This is a genomic window from Klebsiella huaxiensis (genome assembly GCF_003261575.2).
In the GTDB taxonomy this organism is placed as follows: Bacteria; Pseudomonadota; Gammaproteobacteria; order Enterobacterales; family Enterobacteriaceae; genus Klebsiella; species Klebsiella huaxiensis.
The window spans coordinates 1,607,815-1,631,388 of record NZ_CP036175.1 but is presented as its reverse complement, the minus strand read 5'-3'; the positions used below and the strand labels follow the sequence as shown (position 1 = coordinate 1,631,388).

At 57.3% G+C, this 23,574-nt stretch carries 21 protein-coding genes and 1 pseudogene; 1 reads left to right on the top strand and 21 read right to left on the bottom strand.

The window, feature by feature from the left end:
• Window positions 1-8 precede the first annotated feature (8 nt).
• The 18 genes from eutR to maeB all read right to left on the bottom strand — a co-directional run bounded on the left by eutR (window position 9) and on the right by maeB (window position 17,307).
• Window positions 9-1,061 carry an HTH-type transcriptional regulator EutR gene (eutR, locus tag DA718_RS07820; RefSeq protein WP_110272426.1) on the bottom strand — a complete coding sequence of 351 codons (1,053 nt, stop codon included), beginning with the start codon at window positions 1,059-1,061 and terminating at the stop codon, window positions 9-11.
• A gap of 48 nt (window positions 1,062-1,109) precedes the next feature.
• Complete coding sequence (gene eutK, locus DA718_RS07815) at window positions 1,110-1,592, bottom strand: ethanolamine utilization microcompartment protein EutK (RefSeq protein ID WP_112212899.1); 483 nt, start codon at window positions 1,590-1,592, stop codon at window positions 1,110-1,112.
• A 10-nt stretch (window positions 1,593-1,602) separates the two neighbouring features.
• Window positions 1,603-2,262 carry an ethanolamine utilization microcompartment protein EutL gene (eutL, locus tag DA718_RS07810; protein WP_110272180.1) on the bottom strand — a complete coding sequence of 220 codons (660 nt, stop codon included), beginning with the start codon at window positions 2,260-2,262 and terminating at the stop codon, window positions 1,603-1,605.
• Between the two features lie 9 nt (window positions 2,263-2,271).
• Window positions 2,272-3,165: an ethanolamine ammonia-lyase subunit EutC gene (eutC, locus tag DA718_RS07805; protein ID WP_112213205.1), complete on the bottom strand. Its 894-nt coding sequence runs from the start codon at window positions 3,163-3,165 to the stop codon at window positions 2,272-2,274.
• Window positions 3,166-3,185: 20 nt separating this feature from the next.
• On the bottom strand, window positions 3,186-4,547 hold the full coding sequence (eutB, locus tag DA718_RS07800) for an ethanolamine ammonia-lyase subunit alpha (RefSeq protein ID WP_112212898.1): 1,362 nt from the start codon (window positions 4,545-4,547) through the stop codon (window positions 3,186-3,188).
• Window positions 4,548-4,558: 11 nt separating this feature from the next.
• The gene (eutA, locus tag DA718_RS07795; protein ID WP_112212897.1) at window positions 4,559-5,962 is read right to left on the bottom strand and encodes an ethanolamine ammonia-lyase reactivating factor EutA; all 1,404 of its coding nucleotides are present in this window, start codon (window positions 5,960-5,962) and stop codon (window positions 4,559-4,561) included.
• A complete protein-coding gene (eutH, locus tag DA718_RS07790; RefSeq protein ID WP_110272177.1) occupies window positions 5,959-7,191 on the bottom strand; it encodes an ethanolamine utilization protein EutH in 1,233 nt (410 codons plus the stop codon). The genes eutA and eutH overlap by 4 nt, the downstream gene beginning before the upstream one ends.
• A 194-nt stretch (window positions 7,192-7,385) precedes the next feature.
• Window positions 7,386-8,573, bottom strand: a complete 1,188-nt coding sequence (eutG, locus tag DA718_RS07785) for an ethanolamine utilization ethanol dehydrogenase EutG (RefSeq protein ID WP_112212896.1) — start codon at window positions 8,571-8,573, stop codon at window positions 7,386-7,388.
• Window positions 8,563-9,402, bottom strand: coding sequence for an ethanolamine utilization protein EutJ (gene eutJ, locus DA718_RS07780; RefSeq protein ID WP_112212895.1), 840 nt, complete (start codon window positions 9,400-9,402; stop codon window positions 8,563-8,565). Before eutJ ends, eutG begins: the two co-directional genes overlap by 11 nt.
• 12 nt (window positions 9,403-9,414) lie before the next feature.
• Window positions 9,415-10,818, bottom strand: a complete 1,404-nt coding sequence (locus tag DA718_RS07775) for an aldehyde dehydrogenase family protein (protein WP_112212894.1) — start codon at window positions 10,816-10,818, stop codon at window positions 9,415-9,417.
• Between the two features lie 11 nt (window positions 10,819-10,829).
• Window positions 10,830-11,117: an ethanolamine utilization microcompartment protein EutN gene (gene eutN, locus DA718_RS07770; protein WP_110272173.1), complete on the bottom strand. Its 288-nt coding sequence runs from the start codon at window positions 11,115-11,117 to the stop codon at window positions 10,830-10,832.
• A gap of 106 nt (window positions 11,118-11,223) precedes the next feature.
• A complete protein-coding gene (gene eutM, locus DA718_RS07765) occupies window positions 11,224-11,517 on the bottom strand; it encodes an ethanolamine utilization microcompartment protein EutM (RefSeq protein WP_110272172.1) in 294 nt (97 codons plus the stop codon).
• 39 nt (window positions 11,518-11,556) lie between these two features.
• Window positions 11,557-12,573, bottom strand: coding sequence for a phosphate acetyltransferase (pta, locus tag DA718_RS07760; RefSeq protein ID WP_112212893.1), 1,017 nt, complete (start codon window positions 12,571-12,573; stop codon window positions 11,557-11,559).
• Complete coding sequence (gene eutT / locus DA718_RS07755; RefSeq protein WP_112212892.1) at window positions 12,570-13,373, bottom strand: ethanolamine utilization cob(I)yrinic acid a,c-diamide adenosyltransferase EutT; 804 nt, start codon at window positions 13,371-13,373, stop codon at window positions 12,570-12,572. The genes pta and eutT overlap by 4 nt, the downstream gene beginning before the upstream one ends.
• Window positions 13,370-14,062, bottom strand: coding sequence for an ethanolamine utilization acetate kinase EutQ (eutQ, locus tag DA718_RS07750; RefSeq protein ID WP_112212891.1), 693 nt, complete (start codon window positions 14,060-14,062; stop codon window positions 13,370-13,372). The genes eutT and eutQ overlap by 4 nt, the downstream gene beginning before the upstream one ends.
• Complete coding sequence (eutP, locus tag DA718_RS07745) at window positions 14,040-14,519, bottom strand: ethanolamine utilization acetate kinase EutP (RefSeq protein ID WP_110272168.1); 480 nt, start codon at window positions 14,517-14,519, stop codon at window positions 14,040-14,042. The genes eutQ and eutP overlap by 23 nt, the downstream gene beginning before the upstream one ends.
• Window positions 14,520-14,531: 12 nt before the next feature.
• Window positions 14,532-14,867 (bottom strand): ethanolamine utilization microcompartment protein EutS, encoded by a 336-nt coding sequence (eutS, locus tag DA718_RS07740; protein ID WP_004123425.1) that lies wholly within the window; start codon window positions 14,865-14,867, stop codon window positions 14,532-14,534.
• Window positions 14,868-15,027: 160 nt separating this feature from the next.
• Window positions 15,028-17,307: an NADP-dependent oxaloacetate-decarboxylating malate dehydrogenase gene (gene maeB, locus DA718_RS07735; protein ID WP_112212890.1), complete on the bottom strand. Its 2,280-nt coding sequence runs from the start codon at window positions 17,305-17,307 to the stop codon at window positions 15,028-15,030.
• Between the two features lie 288 nt (window positions 17,308-17,595).
• Between maeB and tkt the strand changes: the two genes are divergently transcribed.
• On the top strand, window positions 17,596-19,599 hold the full coding sequence (gene tkt, locus DA718_RS07730) for a transketolase (RefSeq protein ID WP_112212889.1): 2,004 nt from the start codon (window positions 17,596-17,598) through the stop codon (window positions 19,597-19,599).
• An 8-nt stretch (window positions 19,600-19,607) separates the two neighbouring features.
• On the opposite strand, the gene DA718_RS07725 is transcribed toward tkt, so the two are convergent.
• From DA718_RS07725 to aegA, 3 genes and pseudogenes are all read right to left on the bottom strand, one after another.
• Window positions 19,608-20,675, bottom strand: coding sequence for a DUF1176 domain-containing protein (locus DA718_RS07725; RefSeq protein ID WP_112212888.1), 1,068 nt, complete (start codon window positions 20,673-20,675; stop codon window positions 19,608-19,610).
• 65 nt (window positions 20,676-20,740) lie between these two features.
• Window positions 20,741-21,338: pseudogene (gene nudK, locus DA718_RS07720) on the bottom strand (GDP-mannose pyrophosphatase NudK).
• Between the two features lie 58 nt (window positions 21,339-21,396).
• Entirely contained in the window at window positions 21,397-23,379 is a 1,983-nt protein-coding gene (aegA, locus tag DA718_RS07715; protein WP_112212886.1) for a formate-dependent uric acid utilization protein AegA, read from the bottom strand.
• Window positions 23,380-23,574 lie beyond the last annotated feature (195 nt).

The window sequence follows — 23,574 nt, the reverse complement described above, 5'->3', positions numbered from 1 at the left end:
CCCCATCATTATGCCCACTGCCGCATCCTTTGATGCAGCGTCAGCGACGGTTTCTCGGCGAACAACTGCTGATAATCGGTGGCGAACTGCCCCAAATGCCAGAATCCCCACTGCATCGCGGCATCCTTAACCGTCGTGCTCTGCGACCAGGGGCTAATCAGCTCCCGGCGCACCGCGTTTAACCGAATGCGCTTCAGCCACGCGTTCGGGCCAATCCCCAGAATGGCGTGAAAAGCGTTTTGCAGCGTGCGGCGGCTAACATGCAACTGATTACATAAGTCGAGAACGGTCAGCGGCTCCGACATATTCTCCAGCACATATTCCCGCGCTCGGGATAATAGTCGTCGATAGCTTTGATGGCTGATGCTCTCGGCGGTGACCATCGGCTGCGCCTCCTCCAACATCGCCCCCATCGCCAGCAGTAAATTATCGCCCAACACTTTGCGTACAGCGGGTTGATGGAGGTTTTCCGGGTTCTCGCTAAACGTCGCCAGCGCCTGCTGCACAAAACCCCATAGCGCCGCTTTGTGCTGTTCTTTCACCTCCAGCGCCGACTGGTTACGCAACATATGCAGCACTCTTTCCGGATGATGCAGGAAGCCGGCCTGGCGGGAAATCACATCTTCCGAGATAACCACCCCAAGAATGGTGTAATCATCCGGCGTACTGAGTTCAAACTCCGTACCGCCGGGTCGGGTAGCGATTTCCGCACTGCCAATACACTGCGAGCCAATAAACCCCTGCTCGCCGCGGGTTGCCGGAATGCCGAACCAAAAAGAGTTAGGCCATACCAGGCAGGATTGGCGCAGCGCCAGGCCAGTATATTCGCGAAAAACCTGAATATCATCGAGCAGGATTTCGGTGAATTCACCGTGGAATTTTCCCGGATGAAGTTGATCGTAAATCTGCTGCCAGGCGGTAATCGTCAGGGCATGTTCATAAACATCGGTGGTACGCCGCTGGTGGACGTTATCCACCTCCACCATCGGCGTCAGCTTAACGTCTTCGGGTAATGCTTCATGATAAAGATGGTGCAGGTTTGCCGGTTTTTTCTTTTTCATGATCTTTTGAGCCGGGAACACTGTCGCGCTCCCGGCACCTCCGACTGGTTAATTTTTTAAGCGATAGCGACTACTGCGTTTACGCAACGCCCCGGCAGAAAAGAGCTGCTCCAGCGCCTTTCTGGCTTCTTCAAGCGACCAGCCGAAATGCGCGGCCACCTCCCCTGCCGTCATTCCCTGACGCACCGATGTCAGCACCGCCACCAGGGCTTCTGATGACTCCGTCGTTGCAGGTGCCTCCGGCGTTTCCTGTTGGCGTTGAAAGCCACTAATCAGCCGCTGGGTATCCTCTTCCGGTCGGCCAATTTCCCGGCGGCTAATAACACGGCCCGTGCGCTGTGCAGCAGCGCTTCCGGCATCCAGCGCCGCACGGCATGCCGCCAGATCGCCTTCAATCACCAGCGTCAGCCTCCCCGGGTCGAGAACTTCATGGCTGAGTAGACGCACGTTGGCCGCTTTCAGCATGGCATCCGCCGCGTCAACGGCGGCAACCATGCCATCCACTTCCAGTAATCCCAGCGCGTTGATCATCACAGCCCCCTTACGCGCGCTGGATTGGATGACGGGCTATATCCAGAACGGCATCAGTAAAGGCATTGCAGGCGGCTTTACAGGCAGCCTGGCTCCCGGTCAGAAACGCCGCCGAATAGTTGGTTTCTGACGGCGGTGGCACGTAGGTCACCAACTGGACGTCCGCTGATTTCAACGCTGCATCGATACCAAACGTCGCTTCTAAAGGCGGCGCGACCAGATAGGCCAACGGGTCACCCAGCGCAATGCCTGAAGTCGACGAGAGATACGAGCCGGTGCGCGAAACTACATGTGCCAGAAACGCCGTATCTTCGGCGTCATTGGCCCACTGAAACGCCGCGCCGCCTTCAATATGCGCGACCATCGCATCCAGACCGGCGCGAACCTCCGCCGGGTTAGGCCCCCCCAACATAATCAACACTTCCCCCGCTGTCGGCGAGGGACCGTGAGCCGCCCCGGCGTACAGAGAGCGGCCATAAACCACTTCCACCATTGCCTGTTTTGTCGCTTCGTCAGCGGCAATATAAGTCACGTCATCAGAATCTGCCGTGATGAGTCCGAGGCTACGTATATGTGGCGGTAATTTAAGTTCGCGCGCGAAACCGTCATTCACCGAAGCAATCACGCGCATGGCCGTCACCGAGGGGCGAATTAAATCTAATGCAGGCATGATGCCTCCTTAACGAGTCATGTTGATGCCGGAAGCCTTCTGCTCCAGCATGCGTTTGGCCAAATCAACGATCACCGCGGCCGCTTCTACCGGCGGCGTACCGCCCTGGTGAATATTCGAAATACAGGTACGATCCGCTTCAACGGTAGTCGCCACGCGCGGAGAGTAAACGGCGTAGCAGGAGAGGCTTTCCGACTGCCCTAGCCCCGGACGCTCACCCACCAATAGGACAACGACTTTCGCACCGAGAATTTCGCCAATCTGATCTTCGATTTTGACGCGCCCGTAGCGCACGAAGAACGGCGTGCCGACCTTCAATCCAGCCTGTTTCAGGCCCGACAGCAGCGGCGGCAAGATCTCTTCATAGTTGACGGTGATCGCGTCGGTCGAGAGGCCATCGGAAACCACCACCTGCACATCCGGGCTCATTACGCACTGTGACTTCAGCGCGTCAATCGCTTCAGCACTCAGGCGACGCCCCATATCCGGGCGCGTCAGGTAGAGGTTTTTGTCGCTAATTTCTGAACGCACTTCCAGTAGGCCCTGGGTTTTCACCCACTCTTCCGGCACCTCTTTCAGCACCGTATCTTTGGAGCGTGAATGGTCGGCAAGAAAGCGCAACAGCGCGAGGGTGCGCGGGCGTGGACCGGCACGACCGGTACAAACACGCGCCACGGTGCTGCGCTTCAGCTCGGCCAGCACTTCCGCACGATGCGGCTGCTGCACGCCAATCCAGGCCTTGGCTTCAGGCGAACCTAAATCCAGTTCGCAACTCTCCGCGGCAACTTCACACTGGCTGGCGCACTTCGTCACCGCCGCCTGCGGCGCTGCCGCCGTGGTTTGCGGTTGTCCCATTGACGCCATCACGCTACGTACAATTTCTTCAATCTGCTTTTGATCCATCATGTGTCATCCCCGCGTCATCAAAAGAACAGTGACGGATCGCCCGCCCGTTTGGTCAGGCGACCGTTTGCCATAATGCCCATGGTTTCCAGCCAGCGTTCGAACTCCGGCGACGGCCGTAAATTCAGTAACTGACGGACGGTGGCGGTATCGTGAAACGCGGTGGTCTGATAGTTGAGCATGATGTCGTCGCCGAGCGGCATGCCCATGATGTAGTTGCAACCGGCGGTGGCGAGCAGAATCATCAGATTTTCGTTGAGGTTCTGGTCGGCGTCAGCGTGGTTGGTGTAGCAGCAGTCGCAGCCCATCGAGATGCCGCTCAGCTTGCCCATAAAGTGATCTTCCAGACCCGCGCGGATAATCTGCCGGTCGTTGTAGAGATACTCTGGTCCGATAAATCCCACCACGGTGTTAACGAGGAACGGATCGTAGTGCCGCGCCAGCCCGTAGTTACGTGCTTCCATCGTCACCTGATCGGCACCGAAGTTCGCGCCAGCCGACAGCGCCGAGCCCTGCCCGGTTTCAAAGTACAGGCAGTTTTCCCCGGCGATACGGTTGAACTCCGCACCAACCGCGCGCGCTTCATCAAGCATCGCCAGCTCCACGCCAAACTCTTTTAAGCCCTTCTCACTGCCGCAGATACTCTGGAAAATCAGCCCGCCCGGCGCACCGCGACGAATCGCTTCGATCTGGGTGGTGACGTGCGCCAGTACGCAGCCCTGGGTCGGGATATTGAATTTGTCGATAACGCCGTAAACGGTATCGAGTACGCGGGTCAGGTTCTCCACGTCGTCTGTGACCGGGTTAACACCGATTACCGCATCACCCGCACCAAAGGAGAGTCCTTCGTAGATTTGTGCGGCAATACTCTGCACATCGTCACGGGTATCGTTCGGCTGCAGACGGCAGCTAAAGGTGCCCGGCAGGCCGATGGTAGTGTTGGCTTTTTTGATTACCGGCATTTTCTTCGCGCCGTAGATCAGGTCAGCGTTGGAACTGATCTTCGCCACCGCCGCCACCACTTCAGAGGTCAGCCCTTTGCGCACAAACGCGATATCGTCGCTGGTCACTTCATCGTTCAGCACGTATTCGCGCAGGTCGCTGATGGTCCAGTTTTTAATACGGTTATAGGCGGTTTCGTTGACGTCGTCCTGAATCAGACGCGTTACGCAATCCTCCTCGTAAGGGATCACCGGGTTATTACGAATATCGGCAACTGTCATATCGGACAGCACCTGCTTCGCCGCTACGCGCTGCTGAGAACTCTCCGCCGCCACGCCCGCCAGCACATCCCCCGAACGCAGTTCGTTGGCTTTAGCCAGCACCTCTTTTACATCCTTAAACTGATAAACATTGCCGAACAATGTGGTCTTTAGTTTCATAAGTCGTTCCCTCAGGAAGGAAATGCGAGTGATTTCACCGTCACCGGCACAACCGATCCGCCAAAAAGAGGCGTACCAATGTCGATATAGTCCCCCGCCCGGACGCTCACCTCATCGATGACCGCCAGCGGGAGTTGTTGTAACTGCGGGCGCAGCAGCATGCCCAGCGCCTTGCCAAAATCCTGCTCGGCTACCACCAGCAGGGGATGCGGATTGGGAAAACGCGCGATAAAGGCGACAAGCGCGTCAATAACCGTAAGTAATGCGGCGTAGCGCACCGGAAGCGATGCGGGAAGCGCCAGCACGTAAGCATCGGTTTGAGGATCCAGATCGAGCTGTACCAGCGCCTGCTGCCAGGCCGTCACGAGGTCAGCAGACTCAAGCGGGATCGCCACCGGCAGGTTACGAATCGGCAAAGCGACATCGTCCAGCCAGATGGTGCTCCCGGAGAGCGACAGCGTGTGCGCTCCCGCGCCAATCACCGTGGCGCGCACGGTTTGCGCTGGAAACTGCACGTTCATTTCGCGCAGTCGCGGATGCTCATGCAGCGCCGTCGCCAACAGCGGCCCAATATCAGAAAAACAGAACGGATCGGCGGGCTGGTTGCGATAGCACTCGCCCACTCCGCCGGAAAGGGTAATCACATCTGGCTTCTTATCGGCGGGCAGCAATCCGGTTTGCATCAGCTTTTGCGCCAGTGGAGAGAGCATGCCGTCGATAACCTCGACGATAAGCGTCGCCATCCGTCGCGCCACCTGAATCAGCTGGGTAGCGTTAAGCGAACGGGCATCGGTGCCAGCACCGAAAACCTCATCGACAATCCTCTGTCCCGGCTGATGGGCATGAACCACGCGCCCTTGCCCATCGGTCTCCAGCAGACGGCCACCAACGTTCAGGCAGGCGGTGCCGCTGACTTTTCCGGCATCAAACAGGGCGTAATTCGAGGTACCACCACCGATGTCGATGTTCAGCACCCGACACAGGCGCTGTTCTGACAGGGTTTGCGCCCCGGCGCCGTGACCGGCAATCACCGACTCCAGATGCGGACCGGCGCTGGCAACCACAAAGTCCCCCAGCGACTGCGACAGCGCCATCACTGCCGGACGAGCATTGCGGGTTTTCGCGCTTTCCCCGGTGATGATGATTGCCCCGGAGTCCACCGATTCGGGGGCAATACCTGCGGCCTGATACTGGGCCAGAATCAGCGCCTTAAGTTCAGCTTCCTTCAGACCGCCCTGCTTATCGACAGGGGTAAAGAAGACCGGGCTTTGCCAGCTAATTTCGCGTTTGATGAATTCGTAGCGCGGCACCTGCGACACTGCCGCACGGTTCACCAGCTCAAGGCGCGAAAAGATCACCTGGGTGGTGGTGGTGCCGATATCGATACCGACGCTCAGCAGCTGGCGTGTATTCACGATTGCGCCTCCACTTCGGTTTCTGCTGGTGCAGAAACGTTTTCATCTTTCGGTACCAGCATCATCGCCACGCCAATCGCCGTCACACCGCCGATCAGCTTGCCGACAATCATCGGGAAGATCATGGCGTTCATATTGGCGGCGGCGAAGCCTAAGTGGTCACCCAGCGCAAAAGCAGCGGAGACCGAAAACGCGCAGTTGATGACTTTGCCGCGAGTATCCATCTGCTTCATCATGCCGAACATCGGGATGTTGTTGGCCAGCGTCGCGACCATACCAGCAGCAGCGATATTGTTAACTTTCAGCAGATTGCCGACGCGCATCAGCGGTTTTTCAAACCAGCGGGTCAGCAGCAATACCATCGGATAGGCACCGAGCAGTACGCAGGAGATGGATCCGATAACTTCAATGGCGCGCATCACTTCGCCGGGCTTGTCGTCGGCCGCCATAAAGATAGGGTCAAGACCGGGGATCAGATCCCAGCCAAGCAGGAATTTGATCACCGCAGCGGCAAGTCCGATGGTGATCAGCGCCACGAGGAACTTGGCAAAGATCTGGAAGCCGTTGATCATTTTTTCCGGGATAAACTTCAGCCCCAGCGCCACCAGCGCAGCGACAATTAGTACCGGGATCATGTTCATCAGGATCAGCGCGAAGGTGAACTCCACCGGCTGGCCATTAACCTCAACACCGGAGTACATCGCAATCAAGCCACCCGCAATACAGCCGATCGGAATGGTGACAATCCCGGCCAGTACGCCGAGCGCCAGATAACGACGATCGGAAGGCTCGATAATGCCGAGCGCGACCGGTATGGAGAACACAATGGTTGGCCCCATCATGGAACCCAGAATCAGGCCGGAGTACATCCATGCTGCAATGTCGCCGCCTGCCAGCTCTTTGGCGAGGAAGAAGCCACCCATATCGCAGGCCAGCAGCGTCCCGGCGAACATCGATGGGTTTGCACCGAGCATTTCATACAGCGGAATAATCACCGGCCCGAGCAGATGCGCCAGTACCGGAGCCAGCGCGGTCATACCGACCATCGCCAGGCCCAGCGCGCCCATCGCCATAAAGCCTTCTTCGAACTGACTGCCGGATCCCTCGATACTTTTACCTATCTTACCGAGGAAGCGCGCCGAGCCGCCGAACTGCGACAGGATCCTGTCCACGGCGGCAATCAGCATAAAGAACATCATGATGTACATGATGATTTCGTTAATTCCCATAGCCCTTACTCCCTGTCATTTATGATTTGTAGATACTGTGAACACCTGGAACTCTTGAGTGATGTGCCGGTGTTGTAGCCCGGACAGGCGCTACGCGCCGCCTCCGGGATAACCCGCCAGCCCGCATCATTCCCGGTGGCGCTTCGCTGACCGGGCTACAGGGTCACCGCAATCCTGTACTCCGGGAAATCGCATCATTGTGCCGCCGTATACAGCTGGATAATCTGCTCCTGGTTGGCGGTCCGCGGGTTAGTACGCAAACAAATATCCCCCAGCGCCGCCTGCGCCCATCCACTGAAGTGTTCAGGTAACGCTCCGGCATCCGAAAGCCGTTTGGTCAGGCCCACTTCAGCAATCAGCTCGCACACTTTGGCAATTGCGTCGTGGTCATCGGTTTTCTTGCCGGTTAGCGCCCGGCCGATATGGCTAAAGCGTTCGCGGCACACCATGCGGTTAAATCCCATCACCGTCGGCAGCAGCATGGCGTTAGCCTGGCCGTGCGGAATGTGCAGCGCCGCACCCGGCTGGTGCGCCATCGCGTGACATAAGCCCAGACCGGCGCTGGAAAAAGCCATCCCGGCCATGCACGAGGCAAGCAACATGCTTTCGCGCGCAGCGAGGTCGTGGCCGTAGCCCACCGCTTTCGGCAGCGACTGAGCAATCATCGCAATCGCACCAATTGCCAGGCTGTCGGTGAACGGTGTCGCATTGAGCGCGCTGTAAGCTTCTATGGCATGAGTCAGAGCATCGATACCGGTCATCGCCGTCACGTGAGGAGGAACACCTTCAGTCAGCGCAGCGTCAAGAATCGCCACGTCCGGCATCAGAGAAGCATGCGCCAGCACCTGCTTACGCCCGCTGACCGCATCGATAATCACCGTCACGTTGGTGGTTTCGGAGCCGGTTCCGGCCGTTGTCGGCACCGCAATCAGCGCCAAACGCGGGCGCAATGCGCTGGTTTCGGTCATGGCGCTCAGCGTCTGCTCAGGGTTGGTGACCAGCAGCGCGACCGCTTTTGCCGCATCCAGCACTGAACCGCCGCCAAAGGCCACCACGCCGTCGCACTGTGATTCGCGTAGTTGAGCCACCGCCGCGCAGACGTCGGTAATGCACGGCTCACCCGGCGGGCACGGCCAGACGGTCATCGCCACGCCCTTCATCGCCAGGCTGCGTTCAAGCCCGGCGGTCATTCCCGCTTGATGCAAAAAACTATCAACCATCACGAACAGATGGCTCAAACCGCGAGTTTGCGCTTCCTGCCCGCAGGTGCTGAGCGCGCCGAGGCCGCACAGCGTGACCGGCGGTACACTAAAGGTTTTTACGCGTTGCAGATTCAGGGTATCGAATGCCTGAAAGAGCGCCGTCTGCAATTCAGCTTGCATAGATTCCCTCCGCTTTCTCTCTCCCGCTGTTGGCAATTGCCAGCGGGGTCATAAACAGGCTGTGCTGGGGCAAATGCACCTGCAATTCCGGGAAGCGCTTGCGAAACAGCGCATCCACGCCCGGCTGCATACAGGAGCCGCCCGCCAGCCATAAATCAGCAATTCCCTGCCCTTCAATATGGTGAGCAACAATCTCGGCCATCTTTTCGTATACCGGCTTCACCACCGGCCAGATCTCCTGGGCGTTGCTGCGCTTGTACTGCTCCGCTTCTTCCAGTTGAATACGGCGATTTCCGGCAAGCGTCAGGGAGATGTGATGACCACCAGTGGCTTCGTCGGCGGAGTACGTCACCTCGCCCCGTTTGACGATAGCGATGCCGGTGGTACCACCGCCGATATCCACCACGCCCGCGTTATCCAGCTGCAGCAGATCCGCCACCGCGGTCGGTTCATCCAGCACATGGCTGACTTCCAGCCCGGCGGACTCCAGCACATTGATCGAAATACGCGGATCGGTGCCCGGCGGAAACGAGGTCGCCGCGTGGGTAAAACGGCAACCAAGCTGCTGTTCGAGGGTGTCGAGATGGCGGCGCACGATGGTGACGGCACCGAAGAAATCCCAGACGATGCCGTCACGCACGACGTCAGCCCAGTCCAGGCACACCGCCACCGGCTGCCCTTCACTGTCGATAACCATCGACACCACGTCGCAGGTGCCTAAATCCACGCCCAGCCACAGCGGTGATTCACTGGCGGCAGGCGTCTGATTACACAGGGCAGCCGCTTTTTGCAGTCTGGGGGTGAGCCACAGCTGTTCGTCGTGCGCCATCTCTTTCACTCCTTATACGATGCGGAACGCATCCACCAGCACACAGCGCCGCAAGCGAACAAAGGTGCGCGCACTGGTCACCCCTTCCCCGGTCGGCGTGGTAATGGTCATGGTGGTCCAGCCTTCACCGCCCAATCCAAGCCCGGCAATGCACGGTCCGTTTTTGACGAAAATGCTGGTGTCGATGGCGTTAGCCATCCGGTTCATGTTGTCGATATTGCGCGAGTGCATCGCCGCCGTGTGATGGCAGCCGCCTTCAAGCTGGACCGCCAGAGCGATGGCCTCTTCGACGTTGGCAACTCGTACGACAGGAAGCACCGGCATCATCAGTTCGGTCACCGCGAACGGATGGCTGGCTGAGGTTTCAACGAACAGCAGGCGCGTTTGCTCCGGGACGTTCAGACCGATGGCTGCGGCAATCTTGCCCGCATCGCGCCCGACCCAATCACGACTGACGGTGCCTTTGCCGCGCTCATCGACATTTTTCAGCAGCACCGGCTGGAGCTGCTCGGCCTGAGCGTGGGTCAGTTTCACCGCATGTTGGCCTTCCATCAGGTGCATCAGCTCATCGGCGACGCTATCAACCACAATCAGCACCTTCTCGTCGGCGCAGATGATGTTGTTATCAAACGACGCACCTTTGACGATGGACTGCGCGGCGCGCGCCAGGTCGGCAGTCTCGTCAACGACTACCGGCGGGTTACCGGCACCGGCGGCAATCAGACGTTTATTGGTATGCTTGCGCGCGGATTCCACCACCGCTTCGCCGCCGGTTACCACCAGCAGTCCGATTCCGGGGTACTTAAACAGGCGCTGGGCGGTTTCGATATCCGGGTTCGCCACGGTGACCAGCAGGTTTGCCGGGCCGCCCGCCGCAACCACCGCCTGATTAAGCAGCCCGATCGCACGCTGAGAAACGCCTTTCGCTGCCGGATGCGGCGCAAAGACTACGCTGTTGCCAGCGGCAATCAGGCTGATGGCGTTGTTAATGACGGTCGCGGCCGGGTTGGTGGACGGCGTTACCGAAGCCACTACGCCCCACGGCGCATTTTCAATCAGCGTCAGGCCATTATCTCCAGTCAACACCTGCGGGGAGAGACACTCCACGCCCGGCGTACCGCGCGCCTGAGCGACGTTTTTGGCAAATTTATCGTCGACGCGTCCCATGCCGGTTTCAGTCACGGCAAGTTCCGCTAATTCCTGGGCGTATTTTTCGCCCGCTTCACGAATGGCATGAATGGCAAGCTGGCGCATCGCCACGCTCTTCAGCCCCTGTTGGGCGACTTTCGCTGCCGCAACGGCGTCATCCAGGGAGGCAAAGACGCCCATTTCATGAACGGCGCCAGCAGGCTGACTGCTGTCTTTCATCTTCAGCAGTACCGCTTTGATGACCTGTTCAATATCCTGTTGATTCATTTTCTTATGCCCTATTTGTGAAAGATCACCTGACCACCAGCCACCGCTTCATCGACGATGCCAATCACGCACAGGTCGACGGGAGAGGATTCACGCGCATGCGCCTGGCGGGCTGAGCTACCGCTAACCAACAGCACCCACTCACCGGGCCCCGCGCCAATATTGTCGATAGCGACGGCGCTCTGCCCGTCGGGATTACCCTGGGCATCAATCATTTCCACCATCAGCAATTTGTCGTGCGCCAGTCCCTGATGGCGGACGGTACAAACAATTTGTCCTGTGACGATTGCCAGTTTCATATCCGCCTCCGTGGCTTATTTCAGGTAAAGCAGTTCCCTGCCCTCCGTAGAGAGCCATTTGCAAAAGGGAGAACGTGACGCCAGCAGGTGACGTCACAGAGAGCGGTTACAGGTTGCTGCTGTCGCCTTTAAAGCTGATCGGAAACACTTCTTCCAGATCGCCATGCGGACGCGGAATAACGTGTACCGAGACCAGCTCGCCAATGCGCTGCGCCGCTGCGGCACCGGCATCCGTCGCGGCTTTACACGCCGCCACATCGCCACGCACCATGGCAGTACACAGGCCGCCACCGATCTGCTTCACGCCAACCAGCTTCACGCGTGCGGCTTTAACCATTGCGTCAGAAGCCTCAATCAGCGCAACCAGGCCCCGGGTTTCAATCATTCCTAATGCTTCCATTGTGTTTTCCTCTTAATCAAAGGGGGTCCAGAACGGGACCTATACAACGAGTGTTTGCGAGTCGTTTACCCGATTCGCGTCAGTCTGGCGCGGCACGGCTGCCACTAACGCCAGTTCGATAATTTCCTGCACGCTACAACCTCGGGAGAGATCGTGAAGCGGCGCGGCAAGCCCCTGAATGAGCGGTCCAACGGCGCGATAGCCGCCCAGCCGCTGGGCGATTTTGTAGCCAATATTGCCCGCCTCCAGCGATGGGAAGACCATCACGTTCGCATTGCCTTCAAGCGGGCTGGCGGGCGCTTTCTGCGCGGCGACATCCGGCACGAAAGCGGCATCAAACTGCAGTTCGCCGTCCACCATCAGCTGCGGCGCACGCTGGCGGACGATCTCGGTCGCCTGCTGTACGTTGGCAACATTGGGGTGGCGGGCGCTGCCGTTGCTTGAGAAAGACAGCATCGCGACGCGCGGCTCCTCGCCGGTAATGACTCGCCAGGTGTCGGCGCTGGCGATAGCGATATCCGCCAGTTGCGCCGCCGTCGGTTGCGGCACCACGCTGCAATCGGCGAAGCCTAATGCCGGTCCGATGTACTGCGGCAACATCAGGAAAATCGACGACAGCGTTTTGCAACCCGGCAGCAGGCCAATAATCCGCAATCCGGCACGCAGCACGTTCGCCGTAGATGAGAGGTTGCCAGCAATACACACATCAGCCTTACCGGCGCTCACCATGGCGGCGGCGAACATCAGCGGGTCATTGAGTTTTTCCAGCGCATCCGGCGGCGTTTTCTCTCCGGCACGGGCCAGCCAGCGCTCGGCAAACGCTTCGCGCATCGACAGATTGCTATGCGGGTCGATGACCTGAATACCGTCCATCGGCACGCGGTGGCTGAGCGCAAACTGGCGCAGAGCAAACGGACTGGCGACCAGAATCGGCCTTGCCAGCCCCTGCTGTTGCAGGTAGTGCGCGGCCTTCAGCACGCGAACATCCAGCGCGTCCGGAAAGACCACCCGAGCGGGTGAATGCAATGCAAGTTGGCGAGCGCGTTCAATAATCATTGCTCCCCTCCCAGGCGTTGTTGTATTTGGCTAACGGTGAGCGAATGCTTCGTGACGCACAGAATCATCATCACGTAGACGGTACTGGAGAGGCGGTTTAGCGCCTGCAGAATGTCCGGGCGCAATACCTCAAAACTGCGGCTAATAAAGACCTGGGCGGCAACCGTTTCTGCCTCACGCACCTTGGTACGCAACAGATTCAGCAGCGCAGCATCGCGGCCATGACTGGCTTCCGGCACCAGATGATCGTGGTCGAGATAGCGCAGCGGCTGATGGGAAAGCCGGTGCAGCTCATCTTCGTTCAAGCCGACGATGGACTGCGCCGCCAGCGGTTCATCCATGGCGTCGGCGCGCATAATGTTGCCCAGACGCGAGCGAATATCCGCCAGCCACGGCTGCCACGGTTCCGCCAGTTCGATTTGCAGCCACACCGCCAGTGCGATAGTGCTATCGAGCACCGCGCGAAAGCCCAAACGCGGGTCGCTTTTGGCGACCATCTTGTCTGCCGTCAGATGGGTCAGCGTGTCGGGCTTTTTCACCACCGGCTGGCGACACAGCTCGCAGCACGCCTGCGGGTGCGTTTCGCTGCTGGTTAAGCCATGTACCGGCTGCGGCTGCTGCTGATCATCATCAACAAACAGGCTTCCCTGTTCGTCGATAAACTTAATGCGCAGACGGCGGCTTTCCAGCAGTTCCCGAGCTGATGGCGTCAGGCGAGCATCGGCGGGCAGATGAATCTCTGCTCCTTCGCTGAGCGTGTGGTTTGCTCTGAGCCAGGCTTCGGTGATGAAATCTTTCATAGCGATTGCCAGTTCGCAGGCCAGGCAACGTACAGGAAGCGCACGCTCGACGGAGTGCCGAACTCGATGCTCGAACCTTTCGGGATAAACATCACGTCACCGGCTTTGGCAATCATGGTTTCGCCTTCATGGCGCACGTGCAGTTCGCCCTCCAGCACTATATCAACCTCGTCGTAATTCAGCGTCCACGGGAAAAAAGCGTTTTCCCACTGCATAAACCCGGCGGCCATACTGCTGCCGTCCTGGTCGGTGACTAAGTCCGTTAAGCCGACGCAGTGCGGTTCGGCACCGTCGAAGCGGCCAAACTTGACGCTGCTGCCGTCAATGACTTTTACGCCACCTTTGCCAGTGACCGATTTAAAGCTGGGCTGCATATCGCCCTGCGCCAGCGACTGTTTCTCCTTCATCACCTTGTCCATCAACTGCGCGACCAGACTTTCGGTAAACTGTCCTTCCGGCAGCTGCGCGATGATGGTTTCACGAATGCGCTGACTTTCCGTTTTCTCCTCTGCTACCGGTGCCGCCACCGCAGGTGTGGATTCATCGCATTCGGTAATGGCGACGCCCAGCAGATCCGCAACTTCGCGGGCCTCCGGGGTGATGATGCTGGCGCGCAGAACAATCGATATCTTCTGTTCACCGCGTGCGTGGGCCGCACGAATATCGTTAGCTGTGATGAGTTTCTTCACCTGCCCCTTCCTCCTTTTGGCTGAGCTCTGTCAGATAATCCACCAGGTGCTGTACGCTTTGCGGGTCGTGACCATTGAGTTCAAAAATCGGCTCCTGAAACCCCATTGCGTGAAGTAACCGTCGCGTTGCGGCAACGTCGGCATCCGGCATATCCGTTTTGCTGATTGCGGCGATTTGTCGTTTACTGGTGCCGATATCCAACAGCCCGGCAGGTAAGCGACTCTCTTTGTCATTGGCTGCATGGACATAAATCAGCGTATCCACATCCTGTAGCGTGGTAATTAACGCGTGATACCAGCGCGGATGACTGAAATATTCCCCAGGCGTGTCGATATCGCCACTTTCATTAAATTCCACGGCCTGCGTTTTCCTGGCGAGGGAATAATTCCCCTGCAACGCGTTAAATAGCGTTGTTTTTCCCGCGCCCACCGTACCGACAAATGCAATACGTTTCATCGCCGCCTCTAATTAGCTTTTTGTTAACTCGCAGAGGGTATAATTTAATAATCTGCCCAGTCCGCTAACCGTTTGCAGTAGCGCCTCTTCTACCGCGCCGACCGAACCATAGATAACCAGCGCGCCGCTAAATCTGTCGAGAAAACCGATATGCACATCGGCGGCCTTCATCGCTAAATCCCCGGCGATCATCGCGGTTTCCCCTGGGGTCAGGGTCATAATGCCGATAGCGCCGGATTCGGGAACGCCGATCTTTTTCGCCAGCTCTGCACCGGGGTGCGCAATCAGATGCGCCAGCGTAACCTGCTTGCCGGGTACAAATTCCTGAATGATGCGTTCTTTATCCATGGCTCACCGCTCCGCTAAAACTTGAGCTAATCGTGACAAGTTTTTGCTGGAGTAAATAACAAAATTCGGCAAGCTGATTTAAAAGGTGAGATAGATCACTTATGAACAAAAATAAAAAAGCGCGGGAAGATTTCCCGCGCCTGAATTAATTAAACGAATATTACAGCGGTTGAGTTTGCGCTTCGACAACCGCCAGTGCGACCATATTCACAATTCGGCGTACTGAGGCAATAGGTGTCAGAATATGCACCGGCTTCGCCACGCCCATTAACACCGGACCTACGGTGACGCCTTCGGAGCTGGAGACGCGAAGTAGGTTGTAACTAATACGTGCCGCTTCCATATTCGGCATTACCAGGATATTCGCCGAGCCTTTCAGCGGACTGTCCGGCATCCGGTCGTTACGAATGCTTTCCACCAGCGCAGCATCACCGTGCATTTCACCATCGATCATCAAATCCGGCGCACGCGCTTTCACCAGTTCCAGCGCCTGGCGCATTTTGCTGGCGGAAGGGCAATCCGACGAACCGAAGTTCGAGTGCGACAACAGCGCCACCCGCGGTTCGATACCAAAACGACGTACGCTCTCTGCCGCCATCAGCGCAATTTCAGCAATCTGCTCTGGTGACGGGTCGTGGTTAACATAGGTATCGGCGATAAAAGTGTTGCCGCTCGGCAACAACAGCGCGTTCATCGCTCCGGCGGTATGGACGCCATCACGGTAGCCAAACAACGGCTTAATGACGTGGAAATGCTCGTGGTAATCACCAATGGTGCCACAAATCATTCCGTCCGCTTCTCCACGCTGTACCATGATTGCGCCGATGGCGGTGGTGTTGCTGATCATCTCACGCTGCGCCTGTTCTTGCGTAATACCGTTGCGTTTCATCAGGCCGTAGTATTCCTGCCAATACTCTTTAAAACGCGGATCGGACTCGTTGTTGACGATTTCAAAATCGACACCCGGTTTAATCTGCAGGCCCAGCTTCTGAACGCGCATCTCAATAACGCTCGGACGACCAATCAGAATTGGCTTTGCCAGCCCCAGCGTCACAAGCTCCTGCGTCGCGTGCAGCACGCGGTTATCTTCACCTTCCGCCAGCACGATGCGCTTCGGCTCTTTACGCGCCTGCGAGAAAATCGGCTTCATAAACAGGTTGGTTTTGTAGACGAACTCGCTCAGTTTCTCGACGTAGGCATCAAAATCGGCAATCGGACGCGTGGCTACGCCTGAGTCCATCGCTGCTTTCGCCACCGCGGGAGCGATCTTAACGATCAGGCGCGGGTCGAACGGTTTCGGAATGATGTATTCCGCACCGAAGCTCAAATCCTGATCGCCGTAGGCTGAAGCTACAACTTCGCTCTGCTCGGCGTGAGCCAACTCAGCAATCGCATTTACCGCCGCCAGCTTCATCTCTTCGTTAATCGCCGTTGCGCCGACGTCCAACGCCCCGCGGAAGATGAACGGGAAGCAGAGTACGTTGTTAACCTGGTTTGGATAGTCGGAGCGACCGGTGCAGATAATGGCGTCGGAGCGCACCTCTTTCGCCAGCGGTGGCAGAATTTCCGGCTCCGGATTAGCCAGCGCCAGAATCATTGGCGCGCGAGCCATTTTCTTGACCATCTCCTGGGTCAGTACTTTCGGGCCCGAACAGCCAAGGAAAATATCCGCCTCCTCAATCACGTCATCCAGCGTGCGTTTACCGCTGTCTTCCACCGCGTAAGCCGCTTTGGTTTCCGCCATGTTCGGCTCACGGCCTTTGTAGATAACCCCTTTCGAGTCGCACACCACGATGTTGTGCTTCTGCATCCCCAGCGCTACCAACAGGTTCATACAGGCGATCGCCGCCGCGCCTGCACCGGAAACCACCATCCGTACATCGGAGATGTTTTTTTCCACCACCCGAAGACCGTTAAGAATCGCCGCCGTACTGATAATCGCCGTACCGTGCTGATCGTCATGGAAGACCGGAATATTCATGCGCTCGCGCAGCTTCTGCTCAATGTAGAAGCACTCCGGCGCTTTAATATCCTCCAGGTTGATACCGCCGAAAGTCGGCTCCAGCGCCGCGACGACGTTGATAAATTTGTCCGGGTCCAGTTCATCGACTTCAATATCAAACACATCGATACCAGCGAATTTTTTAAACAGAACGCCTTTCCCTTCCATCACCGGCTTACCGGCCAGCGCGCCGATATGGCCAAGTCCCAGAACCGCCGTGCCGTTAGAGACCACCGCAACAAGGTTGCCACGCGCGGTATATTTGTAGGCCGCCAGCGGATCTTTTTCGATTTCCAGACACGGGGCGGCAACGCCCGGCGAGTAGGCCAGAGCCAGGTCACGCTGAGTCGCGAGCGGTTTAGTCGGGGAAACCTGGATTTTTCCGGGAACAGGGAATTCATGGAAGTCGAGGGCGCTTTGTTTTAACTGCTCATCCATTTTATCTTTCCTTTCACATATCGATCGTAGGGGTGAAGCGTAATGGCGTATCGGGTGTTCACCCTAAAGGGCCACCTAGTATCTCGCCTGACGGCTTCGTAAACTTTGAACACCGCCAAACTCTCGCCAAAACAAAGTTATATTTGTTATCGATTTATAATGTTTATGTAACTTAGATTAGGAAGCAATGATAGCCCCATCTGCTATGCTTTTTAGTTATGCAACTCATCACCCTCTCTATCCTAAGCCAATAAAAACTCACGCAACGTATTGTTTCAGGAGCACATTATGTCCCGAAGAGAACTTGCCAACGCGATTCGCGCCCTGAGTATGGATGCTGTTCAGAAAGCCAATTCCGGCCATCCCGGCGCCCCAATGGGTATGGCGGATATCGCCGAGGTGCTGTGGAATGATTTTCTCAAGCACAACCCCGAAAACCCGCAGTGGTACGACCGTGACCGCTTTATTTTGTCTAACGGCCATGCTTCGATGCTGCTTTACAGCCTGTTGCATCTGACGGGCTATGACTTACCCATTGCGGAGTTGAAAAACTTCCGTCAACTGCACTCAAAAACCCCAGGCCATCCGGAAATTGGCTATACCCCAGGTGTTGAAACCACCACCGGGCCGCTGGGACAGGGGCTGGCGAATGCCGTCGGTCTGGCTATCGCCGAGCGCACGCTGGCCGCGCAGTTTAATCAGCCAGGACACGAGATTGTCGATCACTTCACTTATGTTTTTATGGGAGATGGTTGCCTGATGGAGGGGATCTCCCACGAGGTGTGCTCGCTGGCAGGCACGCTGGGGTTAGGCAAGCTCATCGGCTTCTACGATCACAACGGCATCTCCATTGATGGCGAAGTTAAAGGCTGGTTTACCGATGACACAGCAAAACGCTTCGAAGCCTACCACTGGCATGTGGTACATGAAATCGACGGCCACGATCCGGAAGCGGTGAAGAAAGCTATTCTGGAAGCCCAGAGCGTGAAAGATAAACCGTCGCTGATTATCTGCCGGACGGTGATTGGCTTTGGTTCGCCAAATAAAGCCGGCAAAGAAGAGGCCCACGGCGCGGCGCTAGGCGAACAGGAAGTGGCGCTGGCGCGGCAGAAACTGGGCTGGCACCATCCCGCTTTTGAAATCCCCAAAGAAATTTACCGTGCCTGGGACGCCCGCGAAAAAGGCGAAAAAGCGCAGAAAAACTGGCAAGAGAAGTTTGCCGCATACCAAAAATCCTGGCCGGACCTGGCGGCCGAGTTTACGCGTCGCATGAGCGGCGGTCTGCCTGACTCCTGGAATGAAACTACGCAGAAATATATTGCCGACCTACAGGCCAATCCGGCGAAAATCGCCACCCGTAAAGCATCACAAAACACCCTAAATATTTACGGTCCGCTGCTGCCGGAACTGCTCGGTGGTTCGGCGGATCTCGCGCCAAGTAACCTGACCATTTGGAAAGGTTCTACCTCGCTAAAAGAAGATCTGGCGGGCAACTACATTCACTACGGGGTACGCGAATTCGGCATGACCGCCATTGCCAACGGCATCGCGCATCATGGTGGGTTTGTCCCCTATACCGCTACCTTCCTGATGTTTGTCGAATATGCCCGCAATGCGGCGCGGATGGCGGCGTTGATGAAAGCGCGGCAAATCATGGTTTATACCCACGATTCTATTGGACTTGGTGAGGATGGCCCAACTCACCAGGCGGTGGAACAGCTTGCCAGCCTGCGCCTGACGCCGAATTTCAGCACCTGGCGACCGTGCGATCAAGTGGAAGCCGCAGTGGCGTGGAAACTGGCGGTAGAGCGTCACAACGGACCGACTGCGCTCATCCTCTCCAGACAAAATTTGACGCAAATGGCGCGCACGCCGGAGCAGGTGCAGAATATTGCGCGCGGCGGATACATACTGAAGGACGCTGGCGGCAAGCCGGATCTGATCCTGATCGCCACCGGCTCGGAAGTGGAGATTACCGTGCTGGCAGCGGAGAAGCTGCTCGCCAACGGGGTAAACGTTCGTGTCGTCTCCCTGCCGTCAACCGATGTGTTTGATACCCAGGACGAGGCGTATCGGGAATCGGTCCTGCCATCGGGCGTAGAAGCTCGCGTCGCCGTCGAGGCCGGGATCGCCGACTACTGGTATAAATACGTTGGCTTGAAAGGCAAGGTTGTCGGTATGACCGGCTTTGGCGAATCGGCTCCGGCGGATGACCTCTTCCCGTTCTTCGGCTTTACCGTTGATCATATCGTCAGAGTAGGGGATGAGTTACAGAACGGGTTTCACCGTTGAGCGTCTTATCAGCGTGGCGGCTGCGCGACTGAACGGGTAACCCATAAAGTGGGCCAGGCGTCTGGCCCCTGCCAGTTATCGCATTGCGGCTGCCGGGCGTAGCGCACAAGGCTAAACCGCTGGCCGTCATAGCGCCAGCGCGTTTGCGTCCCGCAGTCGCCGGGCGCACGCCCTTTATCCAGCGTCACCAGCTCCTGGTGCCGATCGTCATAGCTGGCGTTAACCAGCTCAATCGCGCGGGGCGCATCGCCGGGGGGCTGGAAAGGCAGCGTCAAGCGTAGCGGGCGGGCAATAAATGGACGCTGGCGCGACACCAGCCAGGCCAACCAGATGGTGTTGTAAGCGCCCGCTTCACAGCTGGTCATCAGCAGAACTTTATCGTCAGTCAGCGCGGCAACCCGTACCTCGCGGCGAAACGGGTCCAGTGAACAGGCGCTGTTATTCATTCGTTCGTTACCGTAATCCATCAGATCGTTAAGCTCATCACGACTGAGGGGCGATTGCGTCATATCCACTTTCGCTACCGTCCGCAGCGCAGGCGCTGGCGGAACGCTAAGCGGCGGCTCTTCTCCCTTACCAATCCACGCCGTTTCGCTACCCACTCGCTTTTGTCGGTTATCAATAAACAACAAAGCGGCCTTCAGCCCCTCCAGAGAAATCTTCTGCAGGCCATTTTCGAGGGTAATCGCCTGCGCTTCCTGCACTTGTTGCAGGAAGGCATCAATGGTGACGCTATCGTCGGTTTTAAGGAGTTTATCGGCAATCTGCCAGTGTTCATCGCCCAACGTCAGGGACTGACCGTCGAGGAGAAGGCGAGGCGCAATCGGTGCCAGGGTAGCAACCGGGTTGCCCACGCCACCAAGTTCGATGCGCAGGCTGGCGTTAGTGGCCGCTCCGGCGCTGCGAGTGAGGGTCATTACCAGCCCATGATGTAACCCAACGTTGCGGGCGACGCAGAAGTTTTGATTATTGCAGGTTACCATCCAGTCGCTAAAGAGCTGTTGCGCCGGCGCCGCCCACGCCAACGAAGTCGGTAGCAAACCGAAAAGCAGGAACAAAATAACCCGATACAACATGAGCGGCACGACCCCGGTGAGAACACGATTAACAGCGGTTATGTTCACCAGCGACGAGCTTTTACTCAATCGGATTTATCAGATATCCCGCGTCATTAGCCCGGAAGTTTGCAAATATTGCAGGAGGATCACCGCTTTGCCATCACGTATTTCCCCATTCGTCACCATCTCCAGCGCCTGGCTGAAAGGCAGCTCAAGCACGTCAATCTCTTCATCATCAACCCCACCGCCATCGGTAGCCCGCTGGGCATCGCTGTATTCAGCGATAAAGAAGTGGATAAGCTCGGTGACGCCACCGGGGGACATATACAGCTCGAACAGTTTACGCACTTCGCCGACCTCAAAGCCGGTCTCTTCGATAGCTTCTTTGCGCACGCACACTTCTGGCTCGTCGTTATCCAACAGCCCAGCGCAGGTCTCAATCAACATGCCGTCTTCGTTGCCGTTTATCCACGTCGCGACGCGAAACTGGCGCACCAGGACCACGCTTTGCTTGCGGCGGTTATAGAGCATGATGGTGGCGCCGTTGCCGCGATCGTAGACCTCACGTTTATGGCGAACCACGCTGCCGTCGCTGCGCGTCAGCTCGTAGGTCATATTGCGTAAAACGAACCAGTTTTCGGAGAGAATTTTATCTTTGATAACGTTGATATTGAGTGACATACGGGCCCCACGGCATGAAATAACGTCGCCATACTACGCCGTGGGACCTGCTTTGTCGCTAGTGAAGAGGAATCGGTTTAACGTCGAGGAAATCCATGATCCCCTGCGCCGCGTGGCGGCCTTCGGCCATCGCGGTCACCACCAGGTCGGCACCGCGCACCGCATCACCGCCAGCAAACACCTTGCGATGGGTGGTCTGGTAACGATAGCGGCTTTCGACATTGGCTTTGATTCGTCCGCGACTGTCGAGCTGTACGCCGACCGACTCCAGCCACGGCATGCCGTGCGGATGGAAACCAAAAGCCATAATTACCGCATCAGCGGGCATGACGAATTCACTCCCTGGGATCGGCGACGGGCTACGGCGACCCTGGGCATCCGGTGCACCAAGCTGGGTACGCAGGAAGCGCACGCCGTTGACGTTACCCTCAGCATCCAGTTCCAGCGTTACCGGCTGAACGTTGAACTCAAACATCGCACCCTCTTCGCGCGCGTTTTTGACCTCTTTTTTCGAGCCTGGCATGTTGGCTTCATCGCGACGATAGGCGCAGGTCACCTGTTTCGCACCGTGACGCAGTGCGGTACGCACGCAGTCCATCGCCGTATCGCCACCACCCAGCACGACCACGTTCAGGCCTTCTGTGTTGACGTAAGGCTCTTCCGGCAGCTCCAGAAGCCCCATCACCTGCTTGGTGTTGGCGATCAGGAACGGCAGCGCATCGTACACGCCGGGGGCGTCTTCATTCGGCAGATCCGCTTTCATGGAGCGATAGGTTCCGGCACCAATAAACACCGCATCATAGTCCTCAAGCAGCGTGGTCAGCGGGATATCCTTGCCTATCTCGCAGTTCAGCTCAAAGCGTACGCCCATCTGGGTAAAGATTTCGCGTCGCCGGGCAAGGAGTGACTTATCCAGCTTGAAGGCCGGGATACCGAATGTCAGCAGACCGCCGATTTCCGGATGGCGGTCAAACACGACTGGCTGCACGCCATTGCGCACCAGGCGGTCGGCACAAGCAAGCCCCGCAGGACCGGCACCAATAATCGCCACCCGCTTGCCGCTTTCGACGACCTGCGAGAGATCGGGTCGCCAGCCGCTGGCCAGCGCCTGATCGGAAATATAGCGCTCAATATTGCCGATAGTGACCGAACCGTGCTCATCGCGCAGCGTACAGGCCCCTTCGCACAGGCGATCTTGCGGACAAACGCGGCCAGTGATTTCCGGCAGGCAGTTAGTTTGATGAGAAAGCTCAACGGCTGCTGAGATATCGCCCTCTTTCACTCGCTCAATCCACTGCGGAATATGGTTATGCAGCGGACAGGTCCATTCGCAAATACTGTTTTCTCCACACTTCAGGCAGCGTTCCGCCTCGCGGTTGGCCTGGTCGGCGCGGAACGGCAGATAGATCTCAGAAAAGTTGGCTTTGCGCGCTTCAGCGGACAGCTTGTCAGGCTCACCGCGCGATGGCGTGGCGGCCATCTGGGCAACCTTTCCGCCCGAACACGGCGATGTTACTGCGCCCGGGTGGCTATGCCACGGCTGCGCTTCCAGACGCGCTGCGCGCTGACGCCGCTGTCTTGCCAGATTTAACAGCGTGTTGTCCGTCGCCAGCTGCAATGCTTGTGCCGGGCAGTTTTGCACGCAGGCGGGCCCCTCTTCACGACCAATACACAAATCGCATTTGTGCGCCGTCGCTTTAAATTTCCCCTCCTGTACTGGGGTGAGAACAATTTGCATCACGCCAAACGGGCAGGCAACCATACAGGATTTGCAACCGATACATTTCTCCTGATTAACCTGCACGCTGCCGTTAAGCTGACTGATTGCGCCATTTGGACAGCTCCGGGCGCAAGGAGCTCCTTCACAATGGTGACATGTTACTGCGTTACGTTTTTGCTCGCTTTTGATAACCGTAATACGCGGCAAGAAACGCTGCGGGGTCAATACATGCTGCTCATCGTTGTGCGCCATGACGCAGGCAACTTCACAAGCCTGGCATCCGATGCACTTATGACTATCGCTTAAAATAAAGTGGTTCATGACATCCTTCAGTCTTATTGGTGAATAACCCCTCAATTCGCATGCTTATCTATTACCCGACAAAACGGTGCAGGGACAATGTGCATTTGCACAGGTTGCCGATTTTTTGGTGATAACCCGAGTTGGATCAATTTTTTTGACTTAAATGAAATTACGTTTTATTTAGCTAAGTAATAATTGGTTACGTTAGAGGTC